Here is a 21,219-nt window from a genome sequence, read left to right on the forward strand (position 1 = left end):
GTGCGGCGCAGGATCGTTGAATAACAAAATAAGGGAGATATTGATGCTGACACGATTGCTGACCGCTTCTGCGGCACTTGCGCTTACAGCAGGGATGGCCGCGGCCGAATACAAGTTAACAATTCTGCACACCAACGATTTTCATTCCCGGTTCGAGCCGATCAGCAAATATGACAGCGGCTGCAAGCCGGAGGACAACACCGAAGGCAAGTGTTTTGGCGGCACCGCGCGTCTGGTCACTGCAATCGACGAGGCCCGTGCTCGAGCCGGAAACTCGATCCTCGTGGACGGGGGCGACCAGTTCCAGGGCACGCTGTTCTACACTTATTACAAGGGTAAGGTTGCCGCCGAGATGATGAACAAGCTCGGCTATGACGCGATGACCGTGGGCAACCATGAGTTCGACGACGGCCCCGAAGTCCTGCGAGGGTTTATGGATGCTGTCGACTTCCCTGTGCTCATGTCGAATGCCGATATCAGTGCAGAGAAACATCTTGCTGACAAACTGCTCAAGTCGACAGTAATCGAGATCGGCGGTCAAAAACTGGGCCTGATCGGCCTGACACCGCAGGATACCGATGAGCTTGCCTCGCCTGGTCCGAACATCACATTTGGCGATCCGGTGCCGGCTGTGCAGGCCGAAGTCGACCGCCTAACGGCGGAAGGTGTGAACAAGATCATCGTGCTGAGCCATTCAGGCTATGGCGTGGACAAGCGGGTTGCCGCTGAAACCACTGGTGTCGACGTGATCGTCGGCGGTCATTCCAACACGTATTTGTCGAATGTCTCAGAAAAGGCCGTCGGGCCTTATCCGACTGTCGAGAACGGAGTGCAGATCGTTCAGGCCTACGCCTACGGCAAGTTCCTCGGCGAGTTGAACGTAACCTTCGACGACGATGGGAATGTTACTGCTGCCTCGGGTGAACCACTGGTGATGGATGCCTCGGTGGCAGAGGACGAAACCACCGTTTCGCGTATTGCCGAACTTTCCATGCCACTCGATGAAATCCGCAACAAGGTGGTTGCCAGCGCTGCGTCTCCCATTCAGGGAGAACGGGATGTCTGCCGGGTGCAGGAATGTGCGATGGGCAATCTCGTGGCGGATGCGATGCTTGACCGTGTCGCGGATCAGGGGGTGACGATTGCATTTGCAAACTCGGGCGGCCTGCGGGCGTCGATCGACGCCGGTGAGGTGACCATGGGTGAGGTGCTGACGGTCCTGCCGTTCCAGAACACATTGTCGACCTTCGAGATTTCCGGGCAGGGGCTGATCGATGCCTTGGAGAACGGTGTCAGTCAGGTCGAAGACGTCAAGGGACGCTTTCCGCAGGTGGCTGGCCTGACCTTCACATGGGATCCATCGGTTGCACCCAATGAGGGCCGGATCCAGGAAGTCATGGTCGCCAGCGAAGACGGGTTTGCACCGATCGATCCGTCGGCCACCTATATGGTCGTTACCAATGACTATGTGCGCAACGGCGGTGATGGCTACAAGGTGTTCTCGGGAGATGACAAGAACGCCTATGATTTCGGCCCGGATCTTGCCGATGTAACGGCCGAATACCTTGCCGCGAATGCACCGTATCAGCCTTACACGGACGGGCGCATCAAGCAGAAGTAGTCAGAACTGTTACCAATAAATGAAGGCAGGGCAGCGAACGCCCTGCCTTTTTCTGTTCAGGTCATCTGGTTCTTTGGATCAGAGATTCGGCCACAGTTCGGGATCCAGCCCATCCACAAGCGGTGCAAGCATCTCGGCGTGCTGTTTCCAACCTCCGACTGACCTTGTGTGAACCTGCTGCCGCAACTGAGTAACGCTCATGGTCAGAACCTGTTCGACATTCTCGTTCGGGCGGGTCATCGGCGCTTCCCATTCCAGATCGCAATATTCTGCGAGGCTCTGGCTGTGCGAATAGATATCCGAGACCAGATCTTCGTAGGCAAGTGTCATCATCCGACCGGGGAACACCGAGTTCCAGTGCCGCATCAACTGTGCAAACAGATTGAAACGATGTGCCATCCATTTGAGGTCATTGATGTAGGAATGACCGCCATCGCCAAAGTTCGATTTCCACATTGAGAGGGCCACGTCGCGGGGATCGCGGGTAATGCTTATGATGCGCGCGTCTGGGTAGGCCGACAGCAGGAAGCCGACAAACCGATAGTTGTCGGGCATCTTGTCAACATAAGCCTGCGTTCCCGGCGGAAGCTCGGGCAGCAACGCCTGATCGCTCGCAACGAATTCCCGCATCTTCTCGGCATCGAAAGGCACGTCTCTTTCGATAAGCGGTTTCAGCAGTTTGTTAGTCGCCGACCGTTCGCCAAGCCCTTTGACCTTGGAATTGGCGCCGAGGACCGCCTCGGTCAGGGTTGTTCCGGACCGTGGAAGACCAAGCACATAGATCGGGCGTGGACCGGACGGCATGTCTTCCAGAGCGGGGGAGGTCCCATCAAACCGCGCCATGATCTTCTTGGCGTGTTCGGTATCCTGAACGGGATCATAGGGAATCTGCCGCGCCATGATCCGCTTGCCGCTGCGCCAAGCGTCTTCAGCGTCTTCGGTCCGTTTGTTCTGGTTCAGAACCCGGCCGAGTGCAAAGAACAATTGCGCGCTTTCGCTGGATTTGGGGGAATGCGCTGCCAGGGCTTGTTTGATCTGCGGCTCGAGGGCCGCATTTTCCTCACCGCTTTGCATGGCGACCAGCCGTTCCAGCGCGGCGGCATGGATCGGATCAGCTTCCAAGGTGGTTTGAAACCCGAGACGGGCCTCTTCGGTGTTTCCAAGTGCAAGATGCTGGGTCGCCAGCCAGTATCGGCTGCTGACATTCGCGGGATCAAGCGCGACCGCCCGCTCAAGCGCTTCAAGCGCCTCCTGATGCATCATGTGCTGCGACAGAGGAAGGCTGGCATTGAGCAGGATTTCAGCATCATTCGGCGCCAGACGCAGGGCTTCGCGGAAACACTCAAGCGCTTCGACGATCTGTCCCAGCTGCGACAGAATCAAACCACGCAGATTGTGGGCTTGGGCAAAGACTGGGTTCATTTCCAGTGTCTTTTCTACCGCTTCCAGCGCACCGTCGGGATCGGCACATTCAAAGCGCGCAAGCCCCAACATGTGCCACGCCTGGGCGTCTTGCGGCGTTCTGGTCACCAGTTTGTTCAGCATGCGATTTGCCTTTTCGTACTGCTTCAGGAAGAGCAGCGTCTGGGCAAGGTTCTTTCGGGCGTCGTGAAACTCCGGCTCCAGTTTCAGAGCTTTCTGAAAAAAGGGCACAGCCTTGTGATGTTCGTTTTGGCTGGCAAGTGCGATTCCGGCGAGATTGGGAAAAACCGGGTGCTGCTTGTGTCGTTTCATTGCCGATTTTGCGGTTTTCAATGCGGCGTTGTGCCGGCCTTGCCGCAGCTGGTCGGTGGTGATCTGGAAGTCGGACTGAATGCTCATGGGATTTGGTTAAGCGAAACCGGGCAAACTGCGCAAGTGACTGCCGCTTGCTCCGGGGAAAAAACCACATGAAACTTTCGATCCTGCTGCTAATCTCTAAACTCTCGGGAAAAAAACCGGCCTTGCCGATGAAAACGACAGGATAGACAAACGCGATGTGCGGAAGATTTTCTGTCACCTTGCCAAATGACGCTATGGCGCAACTCTTTGCGGCACAACCGGCGAATGCCTTGCCGCGGGTTCCGAACTTCAATGTTTGTCCCACAAATGCGGTGCATGTGGTTCGGTCCGGCGAGACCGGTCGGCAGCTGCTGCCTATGCGCTGGGGGTTCTTGCCGCATTGGTACAAAACTGAAAACGGCGGGCCGTTGCTGATCAACGCGCGCGCCGAAACTCTTGCAGAGAAACCTGCGTTCCGCGCCGCCTGCCGCGATCGACGATGTCTTTTGGTAGCAACGGGGTTCTATGAATGGACGAAGGATGCCGAGGGAAACCGGATGCCTTGGTACATCCACCGTCGGGACGGCGCGCCGATTGCGTTTGCCGGGATTTGGCAAAACTGGGGTAAGGACGACCCCAATCCGACCTGCGCAGTGGTTACGACCGCCGCCAACCTGACCTTGTCGGCAATCCATCACCGGATGCCGCTGATCCTTGAACCCGACGATTGGCCGCTTTGGCTGGGCGAAGCGGGCAAGGGTGCTGCGGCCCTTATGGTGCCGGGAAACGAAGAGGTTCTGGCGTTTCATCGCGTGGCGCGCGACGTGAACTCGAACCGGGCATCGGGCGCGCAACTTATCGAACCGCTCCCCGCCTGAAGCAGTTCATTTCCATCGCGGGCCCTGCCGCGACTTTCCCTTCCTTTTCTCACGGGGTAGATCTCGGCCATGCCGATTGAATACAAAACTCTGCCTCAGGTGTTGGCGCATGGGTTCGATACCGTCATCGACGTCCGCAGCCCGGCCGAATATGCAGAAGATCATCTGCCCGGTGCGATCAGCCTGCCGGTGCTGTCGAACGAAGAACGCGCCGAAGTCGGCACTATCTATGTGCAGCAAAGCCCGTTTCTGGCGAGAAAGCTTGGTGCGGCTCTGGTGTTCCGCAATGCCGCACGCCATGTCGAAACAGCTTTACGCGACAAGGAGGGCGGATGGCAGCCATTGGTCTATTGCTGGCGCGGTGGCCAGCGATCGGGATCCTTCGCGTGGATGCTGCAGCAGATTGGGTGGCGCGCCAATGTGATCTCCGGCGGCTATCGCAGCTATCGGCGGCTGGTGAACCGATACCTATATGACGATCCTCTGCCGCATCGGGTGATTGCACTTGACGGGTATACAGGAACCGCCAAAACAGAACTTCTGCATGTTTTGTCCGGGCGGGGTGTGCAGGTCGTTGATCTGGAAGGATTGGCCAATCACCGGGGATCGCTGCTGGGAGAGCAGCCGGGCGGGCAACCAACGCAAAAGTCTTTTGAGAGCAGACTGGCGCAGGCTTTTTGTGCTTTGGATCCGGCGCGACCGGTTCTGGTTGAGGCGGAATCAAGCAAGATTGGTGAACGTATTCTGCCACCTTCGCTGTGGACTGCGCTGTGTCATGCGCCGCGGATCGAAGTTGCCGCTCCGATCGAAGCGCGCACCGAATATCTGACGCGTGCATATGACGACATACTGTCGGACGCAGAGCGGCTGGAAGATCGCCTGAATCCGTTGCGCCGGCACCGCAGCCACGCGGTTGTGGATGGTTGGATCGAAATGATCGCCCGCGGGGACAAGGCCGGTTTGACGCGTGCATTGATGGAGCAGCACTACGACCCGGCCTATGAAAAGTCCCGCGGTTCCCACCCGAACCCCCGGCTTGCCCGGGTCGAGGCGCAGGGGCTCGATGCCCCGAGCCTCGATGCACTGGCAGGCGAAGTCGAACGGGTGATGTCTCAGGTTTGAAGGGTGATCCGAAGGGTGTCGCCGGACAGATGGCCTATGATGGCAGCTGGATACCCGGCATCGACCAAAGCGGTGAGAAGTGAGTTTGCAGACGCGGGATCAACTGCCGCCAGCAACCCGCCGGCCGTTTGTGGATCGAACAGCAGATCATTTTTTCCGCTTTCGGCGAGATCCATTGCCAGAACCCGGTTTTCCGGAAAAATGGTGGAACGTATTCCGGCTGATGACAGGTCTTCGGCCCCGGGCAGTGTCGGGATCGCAGCCAGATCCAGAATTGCGCCGCATCCCGATGCTTCACAGAGGCCGGCCAGATGCCCTGCCAGACCAAACCCGGTTACGTCGGTCATGGCGTGGGCGTTTTGCAAATGATGAGAGGCAGCACCTTGCGGCTGCATCATGGCCTCGTAGCAGGCGGTCACGTCTTCTCCTCGTGCCTTGCCCGCCATTGCGGCGGCCATGATGACACCGGTTCCGATCGGCTTGGTCAGGATCAACGCGTCCCCGGGCTTGCCGCCGGCAAGTGTCACGGGGTCAGTGTCGCACAGTCCGGTAACGGTAAAACCGATCGTCATCTCGTCGCCCATCGAACTGTGGCCACCGACAATTGCTGCGCCGGCGTTGGACATCACTTCGTCAGCGGCCTCCATGATCTCGCGCAGGGTTCGTTCCTGAAGCGCCGGAGCCATGCGTGGCAGGATCAGAGTTGCGGTTGCAGCCTGCGGTTTGGCGGACATCGCCCAGATGTCGCCAAGCGCGTGAATTGCGGCGATGCGCGTCATCAGGACAGGGTCCGGCGTCAGGCTGCGCAGGTGGTCGGAACTGATCACCTGCCGTGTTCCGCCGGTGAGCAGCAATGCGGCGTCGTCTCCGGGCAGGGCCGTGATGTCGTCCCGGTCAGAATGTGCCAACCCGGCAAGCCCGACCCGCAGCGCATTTCGGCCCAGTTTGGCACCACACCCACCACAGAACGGTTTTTCGCCAAGCGCTTCTGGTAGCCCGTCGGCATGAACAGGGGGCACTTCCGGGCCTTCCATTGCTGGCAGATCGCGGAACTTCTGCATGAACTTGCGGTCAATTCGATCCTTCCAGCGCCACATCAGAGGCCCTGAGGGTGTCATGCCGAACCTTTCGGCCAGGGCGGATTTGCCGCCAAGCGAGATGAGTTTCAGATAGTCCGACTGCGGATTGTAGGCGCGCAATTGGCCGCCGGACAGCGCGGCGCAGATATTGTCGTAAAGGACAGGCGCCTCCCGCACAGCATAAACACCGGCCTTCGGGCGGGGGGCGTGGTCAAGATGAGCACAATCGCCCACGGCAAAAACATGGGGGTCGCTGCTGCGAAGAGTTTCGTCGACGCGAATGAACCCCTTGTGCAGATCCAGACCGGATCGCGAAACCCAGTCATATGGTCGGGCACCGGCGGCGCCAGTTACGAATTCGGCCGGTATCTGTCTGCCGTCACTCAGGTCCACGCTCCCGGCTGTGATGCAGTTGATCTCGGCTTTCTCAACCAGTTCAACACCCAGATCGATCAAGGCAGTACGCAGCTTCGCGGCGGCGGTTTCGCCTATGGCGGCAAGCGCGGTGGTATTGTCGATTAGCACGACAGAAGCCGGCCGGCCTCTGTCTTTAAGCGCATATGCCATGCCGGCGGCAATTTCGGCCCCTGCAACCCCGCCGCCGATGACAACGACGCTTGCCGGGCCGCTTTGTTCGACATACGCGGCCCAGCGGGTAGCAAATGGACCGAGCGGTTTTGCGGGAACGGCATGTTCGGCAAACCCTTGGAGCGCGGGCATGCTTGATGTGATCCCAATATTGACAGAAGCGAGGTCGAAACCAATTGCCGGTCGCCCGGGAACGAGCACCTGCCGCACGGTGAGATCAATTTCCTCGACCTCTCCGATCACCACGCGCGCGCCAGCAAATTGTGCCAGCTGGACCAGATCGATATCCAACGCTTCACGGGGGTAGTGCCCGGCGACATGGCCGGGCAGCATGCCGGAATAGGGGGCGGTTGGACCGGGATTGATGACAGTCACGCGTACGCCCGGCAAAGGCCGCATTCCCCATTTGCGAAGCACGAGCGCATGCGTGTGCCCGCCACCGACCAGAACGAGATCACGCGTGGCAGGCAGATTTGAGTGTTTCATAGGAGCCTATGGACCTCGGTCAGTGTCACGCGCTCTTTGGGTGGTTCCCGTCGCTGTCGAGTTCTTCGATGTCATGGGTTGCCCAGATACCGTCTTCGCCGGCGCGTGGCAGGGTTTCCGGCTTTTCGTGGCGATGGATGTGCGCCTTTCCAATGAAATGGGCGGTTATCGGCGCGGTCAGGAACAAGAACAGCGTGATCAGCAATTCGTGCAGTGACAGCCGCTGTTCGATCGCAATCGAATGCAGGATCGAGGCGATCAACACGCCTCCGACACCCAGAGTGGTTGCCTTGGTGGGGGCGTGCAGGCGTGACATCTGATCCTTTAGCTTGAGCAAACCGAAGGAGCCGACGAATCCGAAGATACCGGACACGACCAGAAAGAGTGAAATCAGGAGTTCTGCTGCAGCTACCATTTCTGCCTCACTCGATGATGTTGCCGCGCAGGATAAAGCGCGCATAGGCCACGGTCGAAACAAAGCCCAGCATGGCAATGATCATAGCTGCCTCAAAAAAGATCTCGGTGCCAAGGGTCAGGCCGTAGAGGATCAGCAGTGCGATAGAATTGATCACCATCGTGTCGAGCGCAAGGATCCTGTCCACCACGTCGGGTGCTGTTGCAACCTTCCAAAGGTTCATCAACAAGGCTGACCCAAAACAGAAATAGGCGAAATAGAGGGCATAGGCGATCATTCGAAAATCTCCTTCAACCGGCGCTCATAGCGATCCTTGATCTCATCCCGGACGGCGTCCGGATCCGGTGCGTCAAGACAATGAACAAGCAGGCAATGTCCCTCGGCAGACACATCCGCAGAGACGGTGCCGGGGGTCATTGTGATAGTTCCTGCCAGAACGGTGATTGCTTCGGGGCGCAGCAGATCGAGCGGGATACAGATCCATGCCGGGCTGCGCTCTTCATCACGTTTGAACAGGATGATCCGGGCCACGATGATATTGGCCATGACGATATCCCAGAGCACGATCAGAATGTACTCAACGATCATCAGCCAGTTCCGAAGCTTGGGCCGATCCGGCCAGTAGGCGCGCGTCAGGAACGGGATGACGATGCCGAGGAACAAACCGAACAGCAGCGAATTCAGGCTGGCCCGGTTGGCCAGCAGCATCCATACCAACGTCAGCAGGATCGTCAGGTGAGGATGGGGGAAAATCCGGCGAAGAAGGGTCATTTATCGCTCCTCCCCAGCACGGTATCGATATAAGCCGCAGGTTCAAAGAGTTGATCGGCGGTGGCTTCGGCATAAGACATCATCGGCCCGGCAAAGACTGTCAGGGCAACAAGTCCGCCAACCAGCATGAACACAGCAGAAAAGGCGAGGCCGGGGCTGGGTTCTGGGGCGGGGAGGGGTTTCGCCCCGCCGTCGCGATCGTGTTGTTCGTAGCCAGGTTGGTCCACCGCATCCGGATCGTGGCTTTTCCAGAAGATCAGAGATCCCGCGCGGGCAAGTCCAACTATGGTTACCAGCGAACTGATCAGGATCACGGCCCAGATCATCCACACATCGTCGGCCCCGCGCGCCGCGTCCATCACGAGCAGCTTGCCGAGGAAACCCGAGAGCGGCGGCATGCCGGCGGTGGCGATTGCGGAAAGAAAGAACACGCCAGCCACCAGCAAAGATTGCGGCATTGGTGGTCGGGGGGCAATCTCACCGCCACGCCGTTCCATCACCAGATCGGCAACGATGAAAAGAAGAGCGGCAGCCAGCGTCGAGTGCACCGTGTAATAGAGCGCCGCGGCTGCAGCCTGAGGCGTGAACAGGGAAACGGCGATCAGCAGGGTTCCCATCGAAGCAATCGCTGCAAAGGCCGCAAGCCGCCCGATTTCCCGCGCGCCCAAAATGCCGATCGCACCGACCGCGAGTGTCGCTAGCGCTGCGGGCAACAGCCAGTCGCCCACGAGCCCTTCGGTCAGGGCCACATCGGGTCCAAAAACCAGCGTGTAGATCCGCAGGATCGCGTATGCCCCAACCTTGGTCATAATGGCAAACAGGGCGGCCACAGGGAGCGGTGCGTTGGCATAGCTGGCAGGGAGCCAGAAATGTAGCGGCAGGACTGCGGCCTTGATCGCAAAGACCAGCAGGAGCAAGACAGCCCCGACCCGCAGCAATGCGGTGTCTTCAGCCGGAAGCTCTGCAACCCGGACTGCAAGATCGGCCATGTTCAGCGTGCCAGTCACCGCATAGAGCGTTCCCAGTGCGAACAGGAAAAGAGTGGATCCCAGCAGGTTGTAGACAACGTATTGCACGCCAGCCCGTAACCGGACGGCACCGCCTCCGTGGATCATCAACCCGTAAGACGCAATGAGCAGAACCTCGAAGAAGACAAACAGGTTGAATGCGTCGCCGGTCAAAAAGGCACCGCAGACACCCATGATCTGGAATTGCAGCAAGGCGTGAAAATGCCATCCCCGTTCATCCCAGCCCGAACCGATGGAATAGAGCACGACGGGCAGTGTCAGTGTCGCGGTCAGCAGAACCATGAGTGCCGACAGCCGGTCGAGAACCAGAACGATACCAAAGGGTGCCGGCCAGTTGCCCAACTCATAGACCTGAACGGTTCCATCGGCGGCCTGCGCCGTCAGCATCAGCGAAATCGCAAGCAGTGCCACGCTTCCGGCGACCGAAAAGATCCGCTGCAGGTCAAGGTGGTGTCGCAGCACCATGATAATGAACGGCGCCAGGATTGCCGGCAGCACGACGGGGGCGATAATCCAGTGGTTCATGATGGTTCTCCCGTCCCGTCAGAGCCTTGTTCGTCAGGGTCGGGTGTCAAATCGATCCGGTCGGTCCGCGATGACAGATAGGCGCTGAGTGCAATCATCACGATCACAGCGGTCATTCCGAACGAGATCACGATCGCGGTCAGGACCAACGCCTGCGGTAGCGGGTCGGTATAGGCGATCTTTTCGTATTTATTGTAGATCGGAGGGGCGTTTATTGCCAGCCGGCCGGTGGCGAACAAAAAGATGTTCACCGCATAGGACAGCAGAGAAACACCCATGATGACCGGGAAAGTTCGACGACGCAGCACAAGGTAGATGCCGGATGCAGTCAGAATGCCAACGGCTGTTGCGAGAAGGATTTCCATCTCAGGCCTCCTTCTCTTCTTGGTCTTTGGTCTTGTCGGGCCCCTGAGCAGTATCTTTCCCGTCGGCTTCGGCGGCCTCGTCGCGGGCTGGGTCGATGTCCATCGGATGTTCGGACACCATTCCGGGTTGCCAGGCAAAGCGGGACAGGCTTTCCAGCGCCAGCATCACCGCTCCGACGACGGCCAGGAAGACACCGAGGTCAAAGGCCATGGCGGTTGCCAGTTCGAATTCTTCGAGCGGCGGCAGATGCACATAGCCGAAATCGCTGGTCAGGAAGGGTACGCCGTTGAACCACGCGCCCATACCAGTGACCGCAGCGATGAGGACACCTGAACCAATGATGCCATGATAAGGATAGCGTTGCCGCTCAACCGCCCAGCCAAAGCCCGAGGCCATGTACTGCATGACCACGGCGATCGCTGCCACCAACCCTGCGATAAATCCGCCGCCGGGCAGGTTGTGTCCGCGGAAAAAGATGTAGGCGGCCACCATCAGCGCAATCGGCATCATTACACGGGTGGCAACCACCATCATCAGCGGATGTGCGTCGCCGGCCTGCGGAACGGGCTTTCGGTTCAGCAGATAAGCCCGGACACGGGAACTCAACACGGCTTCGGTCAGGGCAAAGATGACAAGCGCGGCGATACCCAGAACAATAATCTCGCCAAATGTGTCAAAGCCCCGGAAATCAACGAGGATCACGTTCACCACATTGGTGCCGCCACCGCCCTTGTAGGAGTTTGCGAGGTGGAAATCAGAGATCGTCGGAAAGGCGAAGTCACGGGTGAGCAGTGCAAACAGGAGCCCACCGACCCCTATGCCGCCCAGAATGGCGAGGCCGCCGTCCCGAAGCCGGCGGGTCGGACTGCTTTCAACCGGGCTTTCCTTGGGCATAAAATTCAATGCCAGCAAAAGCAGAATGATCGTCACCACTTCGACCGAGATCTGTGTCAGTGCAAGATCAGGGGCCGACAGGTAGTTGAAGGCCAGCGACACGACCAATCCGACGACACCGACAAGGACCAGCACAAGCAGGCGGTTGCGGTGGAAAGCAACCATCGAGATTGTTGCCCCGACCAGGCAGACCCAGCCCACCATCGGCAAGGGCGGAACCGGCAGCAGCTCTCGTGTCGGCGCGCCCATTGAACCGGTGGAATAGGCATAGAACGCAATTCCAAGGGTGAACGCCACAAAGATAGCTGCATAGCGAGTAACAGCGCCGTTGTGCAGCAGGTCTGTGATCCGGTTACTGGCCGCTGTGCAGGCTCCGATGACAGCATCGAAGATCTGTTTTGCCTCGGGGCGTGGCAACGCGTTCCAGATGCGTTCAAGACGCGGATGAAGGGCCAGCAACAGAACGCCGCCCAGAACAGCCACGATGGACATGTAAAGCGCCGGCGTGAATCCGTGCCAGATCTTCAGCGAATAATAAGGCAGCTTTTCGGACCCCGTGACCGCCTTGGCGGCAACCTCTACGAGAGGGCCGACAATTGCCTTGGAGAACAGGCCGATAGCGACGACCAGCACCACGAGTATTGCTGGTGACAACCACATACCGGGGCCGGGATCGTGCGGCGTGGCAGGATAATCATCGCGCTTTGGTCCAAGAAAGACGTGCGCAATGTAGCGGTAGGAATAGGCCGCTGAGAACAGCGCTCCCAGAAGGGCGAGGCCGGGAACCAGATAGTGCGAGTTCAACCATACCGTTTCGGTGGTTTCTACCAGCATCATTTCCTTGGATAGGAACCCGTTGAGCGGCGGAAGGCCCGCCATGCTGAGCGAGGCAATCGTTGCGATGGTGAACGTCACAGGCATCAGGTGCCGCAGCCCGCCCAACCTCTTGATGTCGCGGGTATGCGTCTCATGATCGACAATACCGGCGGACATGAACAATGCCGCTTTGAACGTCGCGTGGTTGATTATGTGAAACACTGCAGTCAGGGCGGCGAGCTGTGTGCCGAAGCCGAGCAGCATTGTAATCAGGCCAAGGTGACTGACCGTAGAAAACGCCAATAGTGCTTTAAGGTCGTCCTTAAAGAGCGCGATCACCGCGCCCAGCACCATTGTCACCAGCCCCGTGGTAGCCACGATGTAGAACCATTCCGGCGTGCCCGCCAGAACAGGCCACATCCGGGCCATCAGGAACAATCCCGCCTTCACCATCGTGGCCGAATGGAGGTAAGCCGAGACAGGTGTGGGCGCCGCCATCGCATGCGGCAGCCAGAAATGGAAGGGGAACTGCGCCGACTTGGTGAAACAGCCCAGAAGTATCAGAATCAACGCAGGCAGATAGAGGGGCGAGGATTGAATCAGGTCCTTTTGCTGAAGGATCACGCTCAGATCATAGCTTCCTGCAATCTGGCCCAGAATCAGCATGCCCCCGATCATGGCCAATCCGCCAGAGCCGGTTACCGCAAGCGCCATCCGGGCACCCTGACGACCCGCCGGAAGGTGTTTCCAATACCCGATAAGCAAGAATGACGACAGCGACGTCAACTCCCAGAAGACAAGCAAAAGCAATATGTTATCTGACAAAACGATTCCGACCATCGCCCCCTGAAAAAGCAGGAGATAAGAATAGAATTGCCCCATGGCGTCTTCGCGCGACAGGTAGTACCGGGCGTAGATTATGATCAGTAGCCCGATCCCAAGTATTAGTCCGGCAAACAGGAACCCCAGCCCGTCCAGCATGAAATTGGCATTCAAGCCCAGTCCGGGAAGCCAATCCAGCCGGGCGGTGATCACTTCACCCCGAAAAACCGCCGGAGCATTGACCAGCAAGCCGATCAGGGCAAGCAAGGTTACCGAACCAGCTGACGCGGCAGAAACATTGCGCCCGGCCCGGATCAGCAGTGCTGGGAAAACGGCGCCCAAGAATGGAAGGGCGGCGATCAGGAACAGGGACACTGGCGGTTCTCCGTCAAGTCAGTTCAAATCAGGCATCATGCCTTTTTAGGGATTTTTCCCGATCAGTCCAAGTATCGCAAGATCGTAAGTTGCAGAGGAAGAAAGAAATTCCGAATTTTGGGCGCGGCCGAAGACAAGGGTACTTGTTCTGACGTGTTCTTGAACAAACCGTTGCAATGAGCAGCGGAAATTCTGGTCTCATTGTGCTAGTTCCCCAAGCATACGGCGATCTGGGGAGGCACCTTGATGCGACAATACTCAATTCTGACCCGCCGAGTGTTTCTGGCCCTTGCCTGCGTTCTGGTTGTGGCGGCCGGCGCGGTCTACTTCTCTGGTCGTTACGCCTATTTCGAGACGCTGAGCCCGGACTATTCCGGTAAACAGTTGACTGTTGAGGACGCGATGCAGGGTGCCTTGTCAGGCGAAGTGATTCTTGTCGACATTCGGACACCTCGGGAATGGCGCACAACCGGGGTACCTGCCGGTGCGCATCCTCTTGACATGAGACGGCCGGATTTTGCGCAGGCGCTCGTCGCCTTGGCGGGAAACGACCTCAACCGGACCATTGCCCTGATCTGTGCCAGGGGCGTGCGGTCCGCCCGACTGGGAACCGCATTGAGCGCCGCCGGATTCTCTGACATTCGCGACGTCCCCGAAGGTATGCTGGGTTCACATTCCGGACCGGGCTGGCTTGCCGGTGGGCTGCCTGTGGTCGCTTTCAAGGAAGACGCCGGATGATCCGAACCTTTGTTTTGGCAGTCGGGCTAAGCGTTGCCGCCGAAGATGCACTGGCCGTTTGCGCTAAAGAGCCTGATCCTTGTCCCCTAGGGAATGGCGACTATCACTTGCGGCTGCCTGAAGGCGTGGAATCGCCGCCGGCGGTGATGTTCCTGCATGGAGCCGGCAGTTCGGGGGCGGCGGTCATGCGTAACTCGGCATTGGTTTCCGGTCTGCTGGAGCGGGGCTATGCGGTGATTGCTCCGACGGGCAGCAGGCAGTTTCGTCAGAGCAAGGGATATGTCTGGAATTTCTATCCTGGATGGGAAGGGCGAGACGAGCCGGGTTTTCTGGCGGAAGTGGTAAACGATGTCGCGCAAAGGTTCGGTGTCCGATCCGAGCAGGTGGTTCTCGGTGGCTTCTCGGCCGGTGGCTTCATGGTAAACTATCTTGCCTGTGCGACGCCCGGTGCATTCGCAGCCTATGCGCCAGTTGCCGGCGGGTTCTGGCGTCCGCATCCCGAGACTTGTGCCGGACCCGTGCGCCTGCTGCACACGCATGGCTGGGCCGATAAGGTTGTTCCGCTTGAGGGGCGGTTTCTCGGTGGAGGCCGTTACCAGCAGGGCGATATCTTTGCCGGGCTTGAGATTTGGCGCCGAGCGAACCAATGCCCGGACAACCGGCCGGACAATTTTCCCGGTGCAGGTGAGGCGCTGCGCCGGGAATGGACGGGATGCGCCAAAGACAGTGCGCTGGAGTTCGTTCTTTATCCGGGCGGGCACGGGATCCCTGCGGGTTGGCCGGGGATGATGCTGGACTGGTTCGAGGGACTGCCGGAGCCGAACTAGCCGACAACTCGGCGTGCACCGCGATGTCTGAAAAATGCGGCGACTGTCGGCGAGATCAGGCTGTCACGGTTTCTTACTCGGCAGGGGTGGCCGTGTGTTGCCCTTCCAGCCAGTTTCGGAGTTCGTCGCGATAGTGCCGCGCGGCCCGTGTGATGGGCGGCTCACGCATCTCGTTGCGGGTCGCCATCCAGCGCCGTGCGGGGGTGTGACCGCTCAGGGCCGAAAGGGGTATTGCCAGGGCAAGGCTCACCGCGATCGGCAACAGCCAGGCCGATACCAGCCCTGACAGGATTCCCGCCATCAAGGCCCAGCCGCTGACGGTTTCCAGCATATGCGCCACCGCCAGTGTCCGCAGCCCGTATCGGCCACCTTCGCGCATTTGCGGCGCCCAGCCCTTTTGCAGGCCCAGAACGGTGCGGAAAACGCCGATCATCTGCTGAACCATCAGGATCGGGGCATAGAGAATGGCGAGGACCAGCTCGGACAGGAACGAAATAGCAAATCGACCCGGACCGCCGAAATCAGCCAGCCGCGCTCCGGTCAGTGGTAGCGCCGCGGCGCCCAAAACCTTTGGCATCAACAGCATGGCATACATCACCACGATCAGCAGCATGTGACGCGGTTCGGTGATTTCTGGCCAAACAGGCATCAAAGGGCTGGCCTCGTTAAAGTAGGTCAGAACCGAAGCGTCTTCACCGTGGCCGATGAGCGCCCACATGATCAGCAGGGCAAACCAGATCGGCGACAGCAGATACCCGATCGCCCCATGAAACATGTGAAACCTTGATATTGATCGGAATCCGCGGGATCTGAGCAGACGCAGATGTTGCAGGTTGCCCTGACACCAGCGGCGGTCGCGCTGAATGTGATCGGTCAGAGTTGCCGGGGTTTCTTCGTAAGACCCACGGATGCGAGGCAGAAAGCGTACGGTCCAGCCGGCGCGTCGCAGCAGGCCCGCCTCGACGAAGTCATGGCTCATGATCAGTTGGTTCCGTCCCGAGTAGGACCGCAGATGAGGCAACCCGGCCGAATTGGCAAAAGCGCGGGTGCGAATGATTGCGTTGTGACCCCAGTAATTGCCTTCCTGACCGCACCACAGCGCCAGACCTTCGGCAAGGGCCGCGCCATAGACGCCATTGGCGAATTGCTGAGCTCGTGCGAACACCGATTTGGCACCGATCAACTGTGGAAAGCTCTGGATAAGCCCGGCACCGGGATCACGAGCCAGCGCATCCGTAAGCCGGGCAATAGCGCGGCCAGTCATCAGGCTATCAGCATCAAGCACCAGCATCGCGTCCCAATCGGCGCCCCAGCGGCGCACCCAGTCGGTGATGTTGCCAACTTTTCGGTCGGTGTTCTCGGCCCGTCGACGGTAGTAGATCCGAAGGTCCGGCGTCAGCGAGGCGCGCAGGGCTTCGATGCTGGCCTGTTCCTGTGCGGCGATGGCCGGATCTCGTGTGTCGGAAAGAACGAACATAGCATAGTCATGCTGTCCCCCTCTGGCTCGTAATTCCTCCAACATCGAACGCGCGTTTCCGAGCACATACCATGGAACCTCGTTGTGCACCGGCATCAGCAATGCCACCCGCAAGGAGTCAGTTCGACCCCGGTCCGGGCGCGATGGCTGACGGCTGAGAGAAACGATGCCGAGACACACCGTGCTCACAGTGAAACTGATCCAAAAAAAGTTGAAGGCGATAAGTGTGAGCAGGACAGCTTCGGTCCAGCTTATTCCGCCGCCTGAAAACCAGTCGCGCATGAGCCAGAACAAACCGCCGGTGGCGGCAATCGCCGGGGCAAACGCCAGCAATCTCCACAGCCCCGGCCTGCCCGAAGAAGGAGATCCGGGCGCCAGCTGGTCGTGGAAATCCGCGGCAAAATCCTGCTCGGGCATCGCCAGCGGGGCCTCGGGCGGCATGATGTGCAGATCTGGGCTCATGCCGTCCACCGATAAAGCCAGACTTCGGAAGCGGCTGCGCCGTCTTTGCGCAGCTGGGCCCGTAATTCCACGTGGTCGCGCTCGGCCGGATCAAAACCGAATGCCAGCCGCATGCCACCGGTATCGGGGTTGCGTTGCAGCACACCCTGTGTGACTTCGGCGTGAGGCGATTGAACATAGATTGCCATCGCATCGGGCCCGTCGTCGAATACCGGGTTGGCTTCGAACTCCACGATGGCAAGGCGTCCCTTTCCGAAAGTATGGGCGCCCATGGAGCTCTCGATCACACGGGGCAGATCGGTGCGGTGGGGCTCTTCCCCCCACGTCAGACGGTAAGAGAGGTTGACCATCTCGCCAGCGGCAAACGGGGCTGCCGGACGCCAATAGGCGACGATGTTGTCGTAGATTTCCTTGTCGGCCGGGATTTCGACCAGTGTAACCGTCCCTTTACCCCAGTCGCCCAATGGTTCGACCCACAGGCCAGGGCGTTTGTGATAGACGGCTTCGAGATCGTTGAAATCCGAAAATGCCCGTGCGCGCTGCATCAGGCCGAATCCGCGCGGGTTTTCATCCACGAAATGCGACAGTTGCAAGGTTTTTGGGTTGGCCAGCGGGCGCCACAGGATTTCTCCTGCGCCGTTTGCGACCTGCAGCCCGTCACTGTCATGCACCGCAGGGCGAAAATCATCAAAACGCGTGCGATTGGTTGCGTCGAACAGGAACATCGACGTCAGCGGCCCGATCCCCACGTTGTCCAGCTCTTCTCGCGGAAAGAGCGTGGCCTCGACATTCATCACGCAATCTTCGCCGGCGGTAATGTCGAACCGGTAAGCGCCGGTAACCGATGGGCTGTCCAGCAAGGCATGAACCACCATGTTGGTCTGGCCTGTTGCCGGGCGTTCTAGCCAAAAACGGATGAAATCCGGAAACTCTTCGCCGCGCGGGTCGCCGGTGCGGATGGCCAGCCCGCGGGCAGACAGGCCGTAGGCTTCGTGCAATCCAATGGCACGAAAGTAGCTGGCCCCCTGAAAGACGCAGAACTCGTCAGTTTTGCCCGGCCGGTGCATTTCGGTCCGCAGGCGCAACCCGGAGAAACCCAAAGTATCGTCCACGGGCAAATGCGGGACTTCCTTGCCTTTGTCGAACATTGCAAGGTCAAACCCAACGGGCCGTGCCTGTCCGTCCTCTACCTCGAACACCTTGACGGCATGGGGGAAGTAGAGGCCCGGTGTAAAAAAATCCACGTTGAAGGGCGTGGGCGTTTCATACCAGAGCGCCTTATCGAGTCGAAACCGGATCGAACGGTATTCCTCATAAGTCAGATCCTGCCACGCCTGCGGCACCTTTGGGCGCTCGGCATAGGGGCGGGACGCGAGATCGCGGGCTTCGGCCACGACCAAATCCCGGTCAAACGGCATGGATGCAGCCGTTGCCGATCCGGATCCGGGCAGAGCGGGCAACAAGGCAAGTGCCGAAGCAGAAGTCAGGAAACGGCGACGCGACAGGCTCACTTCCTGGCCCTCCAAGGCTGAGATTTGAACCAGGCAGCTGTGTGCGCGACACAGATGATCATGGCAAATCCGATGAGGTTTGCCGCCAGCACCGGCCAGAATTCGCGGCCCGTTTGATCAAGCGCGACACCAATCAGGCGCGCGGCGGCCATGGAAAACACAAAAACTGCAAGAGACTGCTGACCAACCTTGATGATCTGTGCCAGCACAAACTCCCATATTTGCGACAACAGCCCCGACCCGCTGGCCTTGAGCCGGGCGCCCTTGGGGCCTGCAGCCACCCAGCCGAGATAGGCCAGAGACAGGAAATGCAGGTATCGAAGCAGGCCGAACTCGGTTTTGTTCCGAAGCCCTTCGGTCAGCGGCCAGACCTTGCGGATCTGCGCGGCAACATCTGGGTTCCATGCGTCAATCCAGAGGAACACTTTCCACGACCCGAAAGGGGCAGACAGCACGACAAACGCCGCTGAGATCCAAATCAGGGTCTTTGAAACCGGCGGGGCCGGAATCCAACCCCTCATGAAACCGAACCCGGTAAAGAACAGAAGTTGCCAGCCGAACGGGTTGAAGAACCATTGCCGCTCGGACCAAGGTTCGGCAGGCAACGCCAGTGCACCTGTTTGCGCCACCGCCCAGATCGCTACGGAGGTTGCTGCCACGGCCCAAAAACTCAGCCCGGACAAAGCCATGAACAGCGGCATAAGCGCCAGAACCACAAGATACATCGGCAGGATGTCAAAGTAGTTTGGCACATAAGTCAGCGTGAACAGGCCGACTATCTGCGGAATCGGATCGTTGAAGAAGTGCTGCAAATTCAGAGAGTTCACATACGTTTTTTCAAACATCCCCGAAAGATCCAGCGCTGCCATCGACATCGCCACGAAGAAGAACAGGCAGATATGCGCCCAATAGACCTGCCAGACCCGGTACACCACTCGTGCAGTGCCCATCCTCCAGCCTTGCCGGGCAAAACAACCGCCAAAGGCAATGGCCGACGCCATCCCCGAACAGAAAACAAAGATCTCGGTCGCGTCCGAATAGCCAAAGCGCGCCGGGATCCATTTTGCCCAAGGATCGCTGGGAATGTGGGCGATCAGGATGATGAACATCGCAATGCCGCGATAAAAATCAAGGCGCGGATCGCGCACGCGTCCCTGTGCCTGCACTTGGGCAGGAGATCGGCTCACGCTCGAGCCTGTTCCAAAATCACTTGCGGGCGAAGTGGTCGCCATTCTTTCCTCGGTCTTTCAACGGTTGTGGCTATGCTGACATGTGCGCGGCGGCTTCATTCAGCCGGAACACTGCAGATATCGCTGCCGCTGCCGCGCCCGGCCTGAATCAACGCCCTGCGCCGGCTGGCATAGTTGTCCTCGCGGCCGCCGCGTTTCTGGCGGCGGTCGTCAAGTATTTCTTCGACGGCGTCAAGCCGTCCCGCACGCAATCCGGCATCGATGGTAATCCGCTCGAACACGTCGCGCTGGGCATGACTACCGCCAGCGGCCTGCATATGCGGCCGGGACAGCGCAAGATGCTTAAAGGCCTCGTCAAAATTTCCGTCTCCGAACGCGACCAATCCTTCGGCAGCAGAGGCTCCGGGTGATGCCATGCGTTCCGCCATGTCGCCGGAGCCGGATTCGGCATCGCTATGAATGCGACGCAACATCGTCACCGCCGCTTCGTCGCGCCGCTGTCCAGTCAGCGCCAGCAAATAATGAAGGTCGGCAAAAATCAGGCTTCCATCTTCGGTGCGCGCGGCGCTCAGATCGGCCAATTCTTCCCAGCGGTTGCCGACATTCACCCCGTCCAACTCCAGACGCATCAGCAGCGAAGCCGCATTCGAAATGTCCCGGTAGTCATCGGTCCGGTCCTTCCGGATCTCGGTGTCATATAGATCCAATACCCGGTCGACCTGACCGAGATCCAAATGCATCAGCGCCTTGTGCCACCAAACGTGGTAACGGAAGTTGTTGCAATGCGCCCATGCGTCTTCACGGCCGGCCAGCCAGTCCAACCCGGTTTTTGCATTTCCGGTCATGTCGTGCACATGGGCCACGGCATGCAAACCCCAGGCGTCGTCCGAAACCATCCAAAGCGCCTGCCGGCCCGCGATTTCTGCTTTGTCATAGGCCCCGGTCTCTTCGAGGGCGAATGCGTGACATCCCAACAGGTAGCCCCGACCCGGATGATCAGGTGCATAAGACGGCATGACACGTTCGATCGACCGGCGCATTCCCGAGCAATCGCCCAAAACGAACCGGGTGGCATGGGACAGCTTCATTGCCAGCGTATCTTCGGGATGAACGCGGAGGATGTGCTCGAAACACTGAACCGAATGTGTGGGCTGTCCGTCGAGCCAGAACCGGAGCGCATCGATATAAAGCTGTTCCCGAACACTGATGCCACCCTGAGCCGCTGTCTGTGCTGAAACGAGAGCCTCGCGGGCGACCTCCAGCACTTCGCGCCGACCAAGCAAAACAGTGAACAGGCCCTTTACCGCGTGTCCGAGCGCGAACTCCGGTTCAGCCGTCAGAGCGGCTGCGAGATGTTCCGGCGTGACCGCGGCATGGGCCATGAAGCCCAGAAGAACACCGTTCCATGCCTCCGCCCCTTCGGCCGTATGCAGGCTGTTCATCTGTCCGAATAGGTCTTGTTTCATC

At 59.1% G+C, this 21,219-nt stretch carries 17 protein-coding genes; 5 read left to right on the top strand and 12 right to left on the bottom strand.

Annotation, left to right across the window (positions count from 1 at the left end):
• Nucleotides 1-43: 43 nt before the first annotated feature.
• Nucleotides 44-1,621: a bifunctional metallophosphatase/5'-nucleotidase gene (locus ACP15U_RS13400; RefSeq protein ID WP_425045651.1), complete on the top strand. Its 1,578-nt coding sequence runs from the start codon at nucleotides 44-46 to the stop codon at nucleotides 1,619-1,621.
• A gap of 78 nt (nucleotides 1,622-1,699) precedes the next feature.
• Here ACP15U_RS13400 and ACP15U_RS13405 read toward each other — a convergent pair whose 3' ends face one another.
• Entirely contained in the window at nucleotides 1,700-3,442 is a 1,743-nt protein-coding gene (locus tag ACP15U_RS13405; RefSeq protein WP_425045652.1) for a sulfotransferase, read from the bottom strand.
• 155 nt (nucleotides 3,443-3,597) lie between these two features.
• Here ACP15U_RS13405 and ACP15U_RS13410 point away from each other — a divergent pair, with 155 nt between their 5' ends.
• Together ACP15U_RS13410 and mnmH are read left to right on the top strand one after the other, a co-directional pair.
• Nucleotides 3,598-4,260, top strand: a complete 663-nt coding sequence (locus ACP15U_RS13410; protein ID WP_425045653.1) for an SOS response-associated peptidase — start codon at nucleotides 3,598-3,600, stop codon at nucleotides 4,258-4,260.
• A gap of 69 nt (nucleotides 4,261-4,329) precedes the next feature.
• Entirely contained in the window at nucleotides 4,330-5,382 is a 1,053-nt protein-coding gene (mnmH, locus tag ACP15U_RS13415; RefSeq protein WP_425045654.1) for a tRNA 2-selenouridine(34) synthase MnmH, read from the top strand.
• On the opposite strand, the gene selD is transcribed toward mnmH, so the two are convergent.
• From selD to ACP15U_RS13450, 7 genes are read right to left on the bottom strand one after another with little or no spacing between them, the layout of a single operon-like run.
• Nucleotides 5,373-7,535: a selenide, water dikinase SelD gene (gene selD, locus ACP15U_RS13420; RefSeq protein ID WP_425045655.1), complete on the bottom strand. Its 2,163-nt coding sequence runs from the start codon at nucleotides 7,533-7,535 to the stop codon at nucleotides 5,373-5,375. The two genes, mnmH and selD, sit on opposite strands and share 10 nt — an antisense overlap.
• 25 nt (nucleotides 7,536-7,560) lie before the next feature.
• Entirely contained in the window at nucleotides 7,561-7,950 is a 390-nt protein-coding gene (locus ACP15U_RS13425; RefSeq protein ID WP_425045656.1) for a Na+/H+ antiporter subunit G, read from the bottom strand.
• Nucleotides 7,951-7,957: 7 nt separating this feature from the next.
• A complete protein-coding gene (locus ACP15U_RS13430; protein ID WP_425045657.1) occupies nucleotides 7,958-8,227 on the bottom strand; it encodes a K+/H+ antiporter subunit F in 270 nt (89 codons plus the stop codon).
• Nucleotides 8,224-8,721, bottom strand: a complete 498-nt coding sequence (locus tag ACP15U_RS13435; RefSeq protein ID WP_425045658.1) for a Na+/H+ antiporter subunit E — start codon at nucleotides 8,719-8,721, stop codon at nucleotides 8,224-8,226. The genes ACP15U_RS13430 and ACP15U_RS13435 overlap by 4 nt, the downstream gene beginning before the upstream one ends.
• The gene (locus tag ACP15U_RS13440; RefSeq protein ID WP_425045659.1) at nucleotides 8,718-10,274 is read right to left on the bottom strand and encodes a monovalent cation/H+ antiporter subunit D; all 1,557 of its coding nucleotides are present in this window, start codon (nucleotides 10,272-10,274) and stop codon (nucleotides 8,718-8,720) included. The genes ACP15U_RS13435 and ACP15U_RS13440 overlap by 4 nt, the downstream gene beginning before the upstream one ends.
• A complete protein-coding gene (locus tag ACP15U_RS13445; RefSeq protein WP_425045660.1) occupies nucleotides 10,271-10,639 on the bottom strand; it encodes a Na+/H+ antiporter subunit C in 369 nt (122 codons plus the stop codon). Before ACP15U_RS13445 ends, ACP15U_RS13440 begins: the two co-directional genes overlap by 4 nt.
• A 1-nt stretch (nucleotide 10,640) precedes the next feature.
• A complete protein-coding gene (locus ACP15U_RS13450; RefSeq protein WP_425045661.1) occupies nucleotides 10,641-13,547 on the bottom strand; it encodes a monovalent cation/H+ antiporter subunit A in 2,907 nt (968 codons plus the stop codon).
• A 246-nt stretch (nucleotides 13,548-13,793) separates the two neighbouring features.
• On the opposite strand from ACP15U_RS13450, the gene ACP15U_RS13455 reads away from it, so the two are divergent.
• On the top strand, nucleotides 13,794-14,285 hold the full coding sequence (locus ACP15U_RS13455) for a rhodanese-like domain-containing protein (RefSeq protein ID WP_425045662.1): 492 nt from the start codon (nucleotides 13,794-13,796) through the stop codon (nucleotides 14,283-14,285).
• On the top strand, nucleotides 14,282-15,112 hold the full coding sequence (locus ACP15U_RS13460) for an alpha/beta hydrolase family esterase (RefSeq protein ID WP_425045663.1): 831 nt from the start codon (nucleotides 14,282-14,284) through the stop codon (nucleotides 15,110-15,112). The genes ACP15U_RS13455 and ACP15U_RS13460 overlap by 4 nt, the downstream gene beginning before the upstream one ends.
• A 73-nt stretch (nucleotides 15,113-15,185) precedes the next feature.
• On the opposite strand, the gene mdoH is transcribed toward ACP15U_RS13460, so the two are convergent.
• Genes mdoH through ACP15U_RS13480 form a run of 4 tightly spaced genes read right to left on the bottom strand, consistent with a single transcriptional unit; the run spans nucleotide 15,186 to nucleotide 21,218 of the window.
• Nucleotides 15,186-17,051 (bottom strand): glucans biosynthesis glucosyltransferase MdoH, encoded by a 1,866-nt coding sequence (gene mdoH / locus ACP15U_RS13465; protein WP_425045664.1) that lies wholly within the window; start codon nucleotides 17,049-17,051, stop codon nucleotides 15,186-15,188.
• Nucleotides 17,048-18,562 (bottom strand): glucan biosynthesis protein, encoded by a 1,515-nt coding sequence (locus ACP15U_RS13470; RefSeq protein WP_425045665.1) that lies wholly within the window; start codon nucleotides 18,560-18,562, stop codon nucleotides 17,048-17,050. Before ACP15U_RS13470 ends, mdoH begins: the two co-directional genes overlap by 4 nt.
• Nucleotides 18,559-19,794, bottom strand: a complete 1,236-nt coding sequence (locus tag ACP15U_RS13475) for an OpgC family protein (RefSeq protein WP_425045666.1) — start codon at nucleotides 19,792-19,794, stop codon at nucleotides 18,559-18,561. Before ACP15U_RS13475 ends, ACP15U_RS13470 begins: the two co-directional genes overlap by 4 nt.
• A 53-nt stretch (nucleotides 19,795-19,847) precedes the next feature.
• The gene (locus ACP15U_RS13480; RefSeq protein ID WP_425045667.1) at nucleotides 19,848-21,218 is read right to left on the bottom strand and encodes a tetratricopeptide repeat protein; all 1,371 of its coding nucleotides are present in this window, start codon (nucleotides 21,216-21,218) and stop codon (nucleotides 19,848-19,850) included.
• Between the last annotated feature and the right edge of the window lies 1 nt (nucleotide 21,219).

Origin of the sequence: Primorskyibacter sp. S87 (genome assembly GCF_049801055.1) — a bacterium.
In the GTDB taxonomy this organism is placed as follows: domain Bacteria; phylum Pseudomonadota; class Alphaproteobacteria; order Rhodobacterales; family Rhodobacteraceae; genus JBNAGF01.

Excerpts from the sequence above, each read along its gene's own strand:
- ACP15U_RS13480 (WP_425045667.1), bottom strand. The coding sequence starts at position 21,218 with ATGAAACAAGACCTATTCGGACAGATGAACAGCCTGCATACGGCCGAA.
- ACP15U_RS13410 (WP_425045653.1), top strand. The coding sequence starts at position 3,598 with ATGTGCGGAAGATTTTCTGTCACCTTGCCAAATGACGCTATGGCGCAA.
- ACP15U_RS13440 (WP_425045659.1), bottom strand. The coding sequence starts at position 10,274 with ATGAACCACTGGATTATCGCCCCCGTCGTGCTGCCGGCAATCCTGGCG.
- ACP15U_RS13425 (WP_425045656.1), bottom strand. The coding sequence starts at position 7,950 with ATGGTAGCTGCAGCAGAACTCCTGATTTCACTCTTTCTGGTCGTGTCC.
- ACP15U_RS13445 (WP_425045660.1), bottom strand. The coding sequence starts at position 10,639 with ATGGAAATCCTTCTCGCAACAGCCGTTGGCATTCTGACTGCATCCGGC.
- ACP15U_RS13435 (WP_425045658.1), bottom strand. The coding sequence starts at position 8,721 with ATGACCCTTCTTCGCCGGATTTTCCCCCATCCTCACCTGACGATCCTG.
- selD (WP_425045655.1), bottom strand. The coding sequence starts at position 7,535 with ATGAAACACTCAAATCTGCCTGCCACGCGTGATCTCGTTCTGGTCGGT.
- mnmH (WP_425045654.1), top strand. The coding sequence starts at position 4,330 with ATGCCGATTGAATACAAAACTCTGCCTCAGGTGTTGGCGCATGGGTTC.
- ACP15U_RS13400 (WP_425045651.1), top strand. The coding sequence starts at position 44 with ATGCTGACACGATTGCTGACCGCTTCTGCGGCACTTGCGCTTACAGCA.
- ACP15U_RS13455 (WP_425045662.1), top strand. The coding sequence starts at position 13,794 with ATGCGACAATACTCAATTCTGACCCGCCGAGTGTTTCTGGCCCTTGCC.
- ACP15U_RS13405 (WP_425045652.1), bottom strand. The coding sequence starts at position 3,442 with ATGAGCATTCAGTCCGACTTCCAGATCACCACCGACCAGCTGCGGCAA.
- ACP15U_RS13460 (WP_425045663.1), top strand. The coding sequence starts at position 14,282 with ATGATCCGAACCTTTGTTTTGGCAGTCGGGCTAAGCGTTGCCGCCGAA.
- ACP15U_RS13475 (WP_425045666.1), bottom strand. The coding sequence starts at position 19,794 with ATGGCGACCACTTCGCCCGCAAGTGATTTTGGAACAGGCTCGAGCGTG.
- ACP15U_RS13430 (WP_425045657.1), bottom strand. The coding sequence starts at position 8,227 with ATGATCGCCTATGCCCTCTATTTCGCCTATTTCTGTTTTGGGTCAGCC.
- mdoH (WP_425045664.1), bottom strand. The coding sequence starts at position 17,051 with ATGAGCCCAGATCTGCACATCATGCCGCCCGAGGCCCCGCTGGCGATG.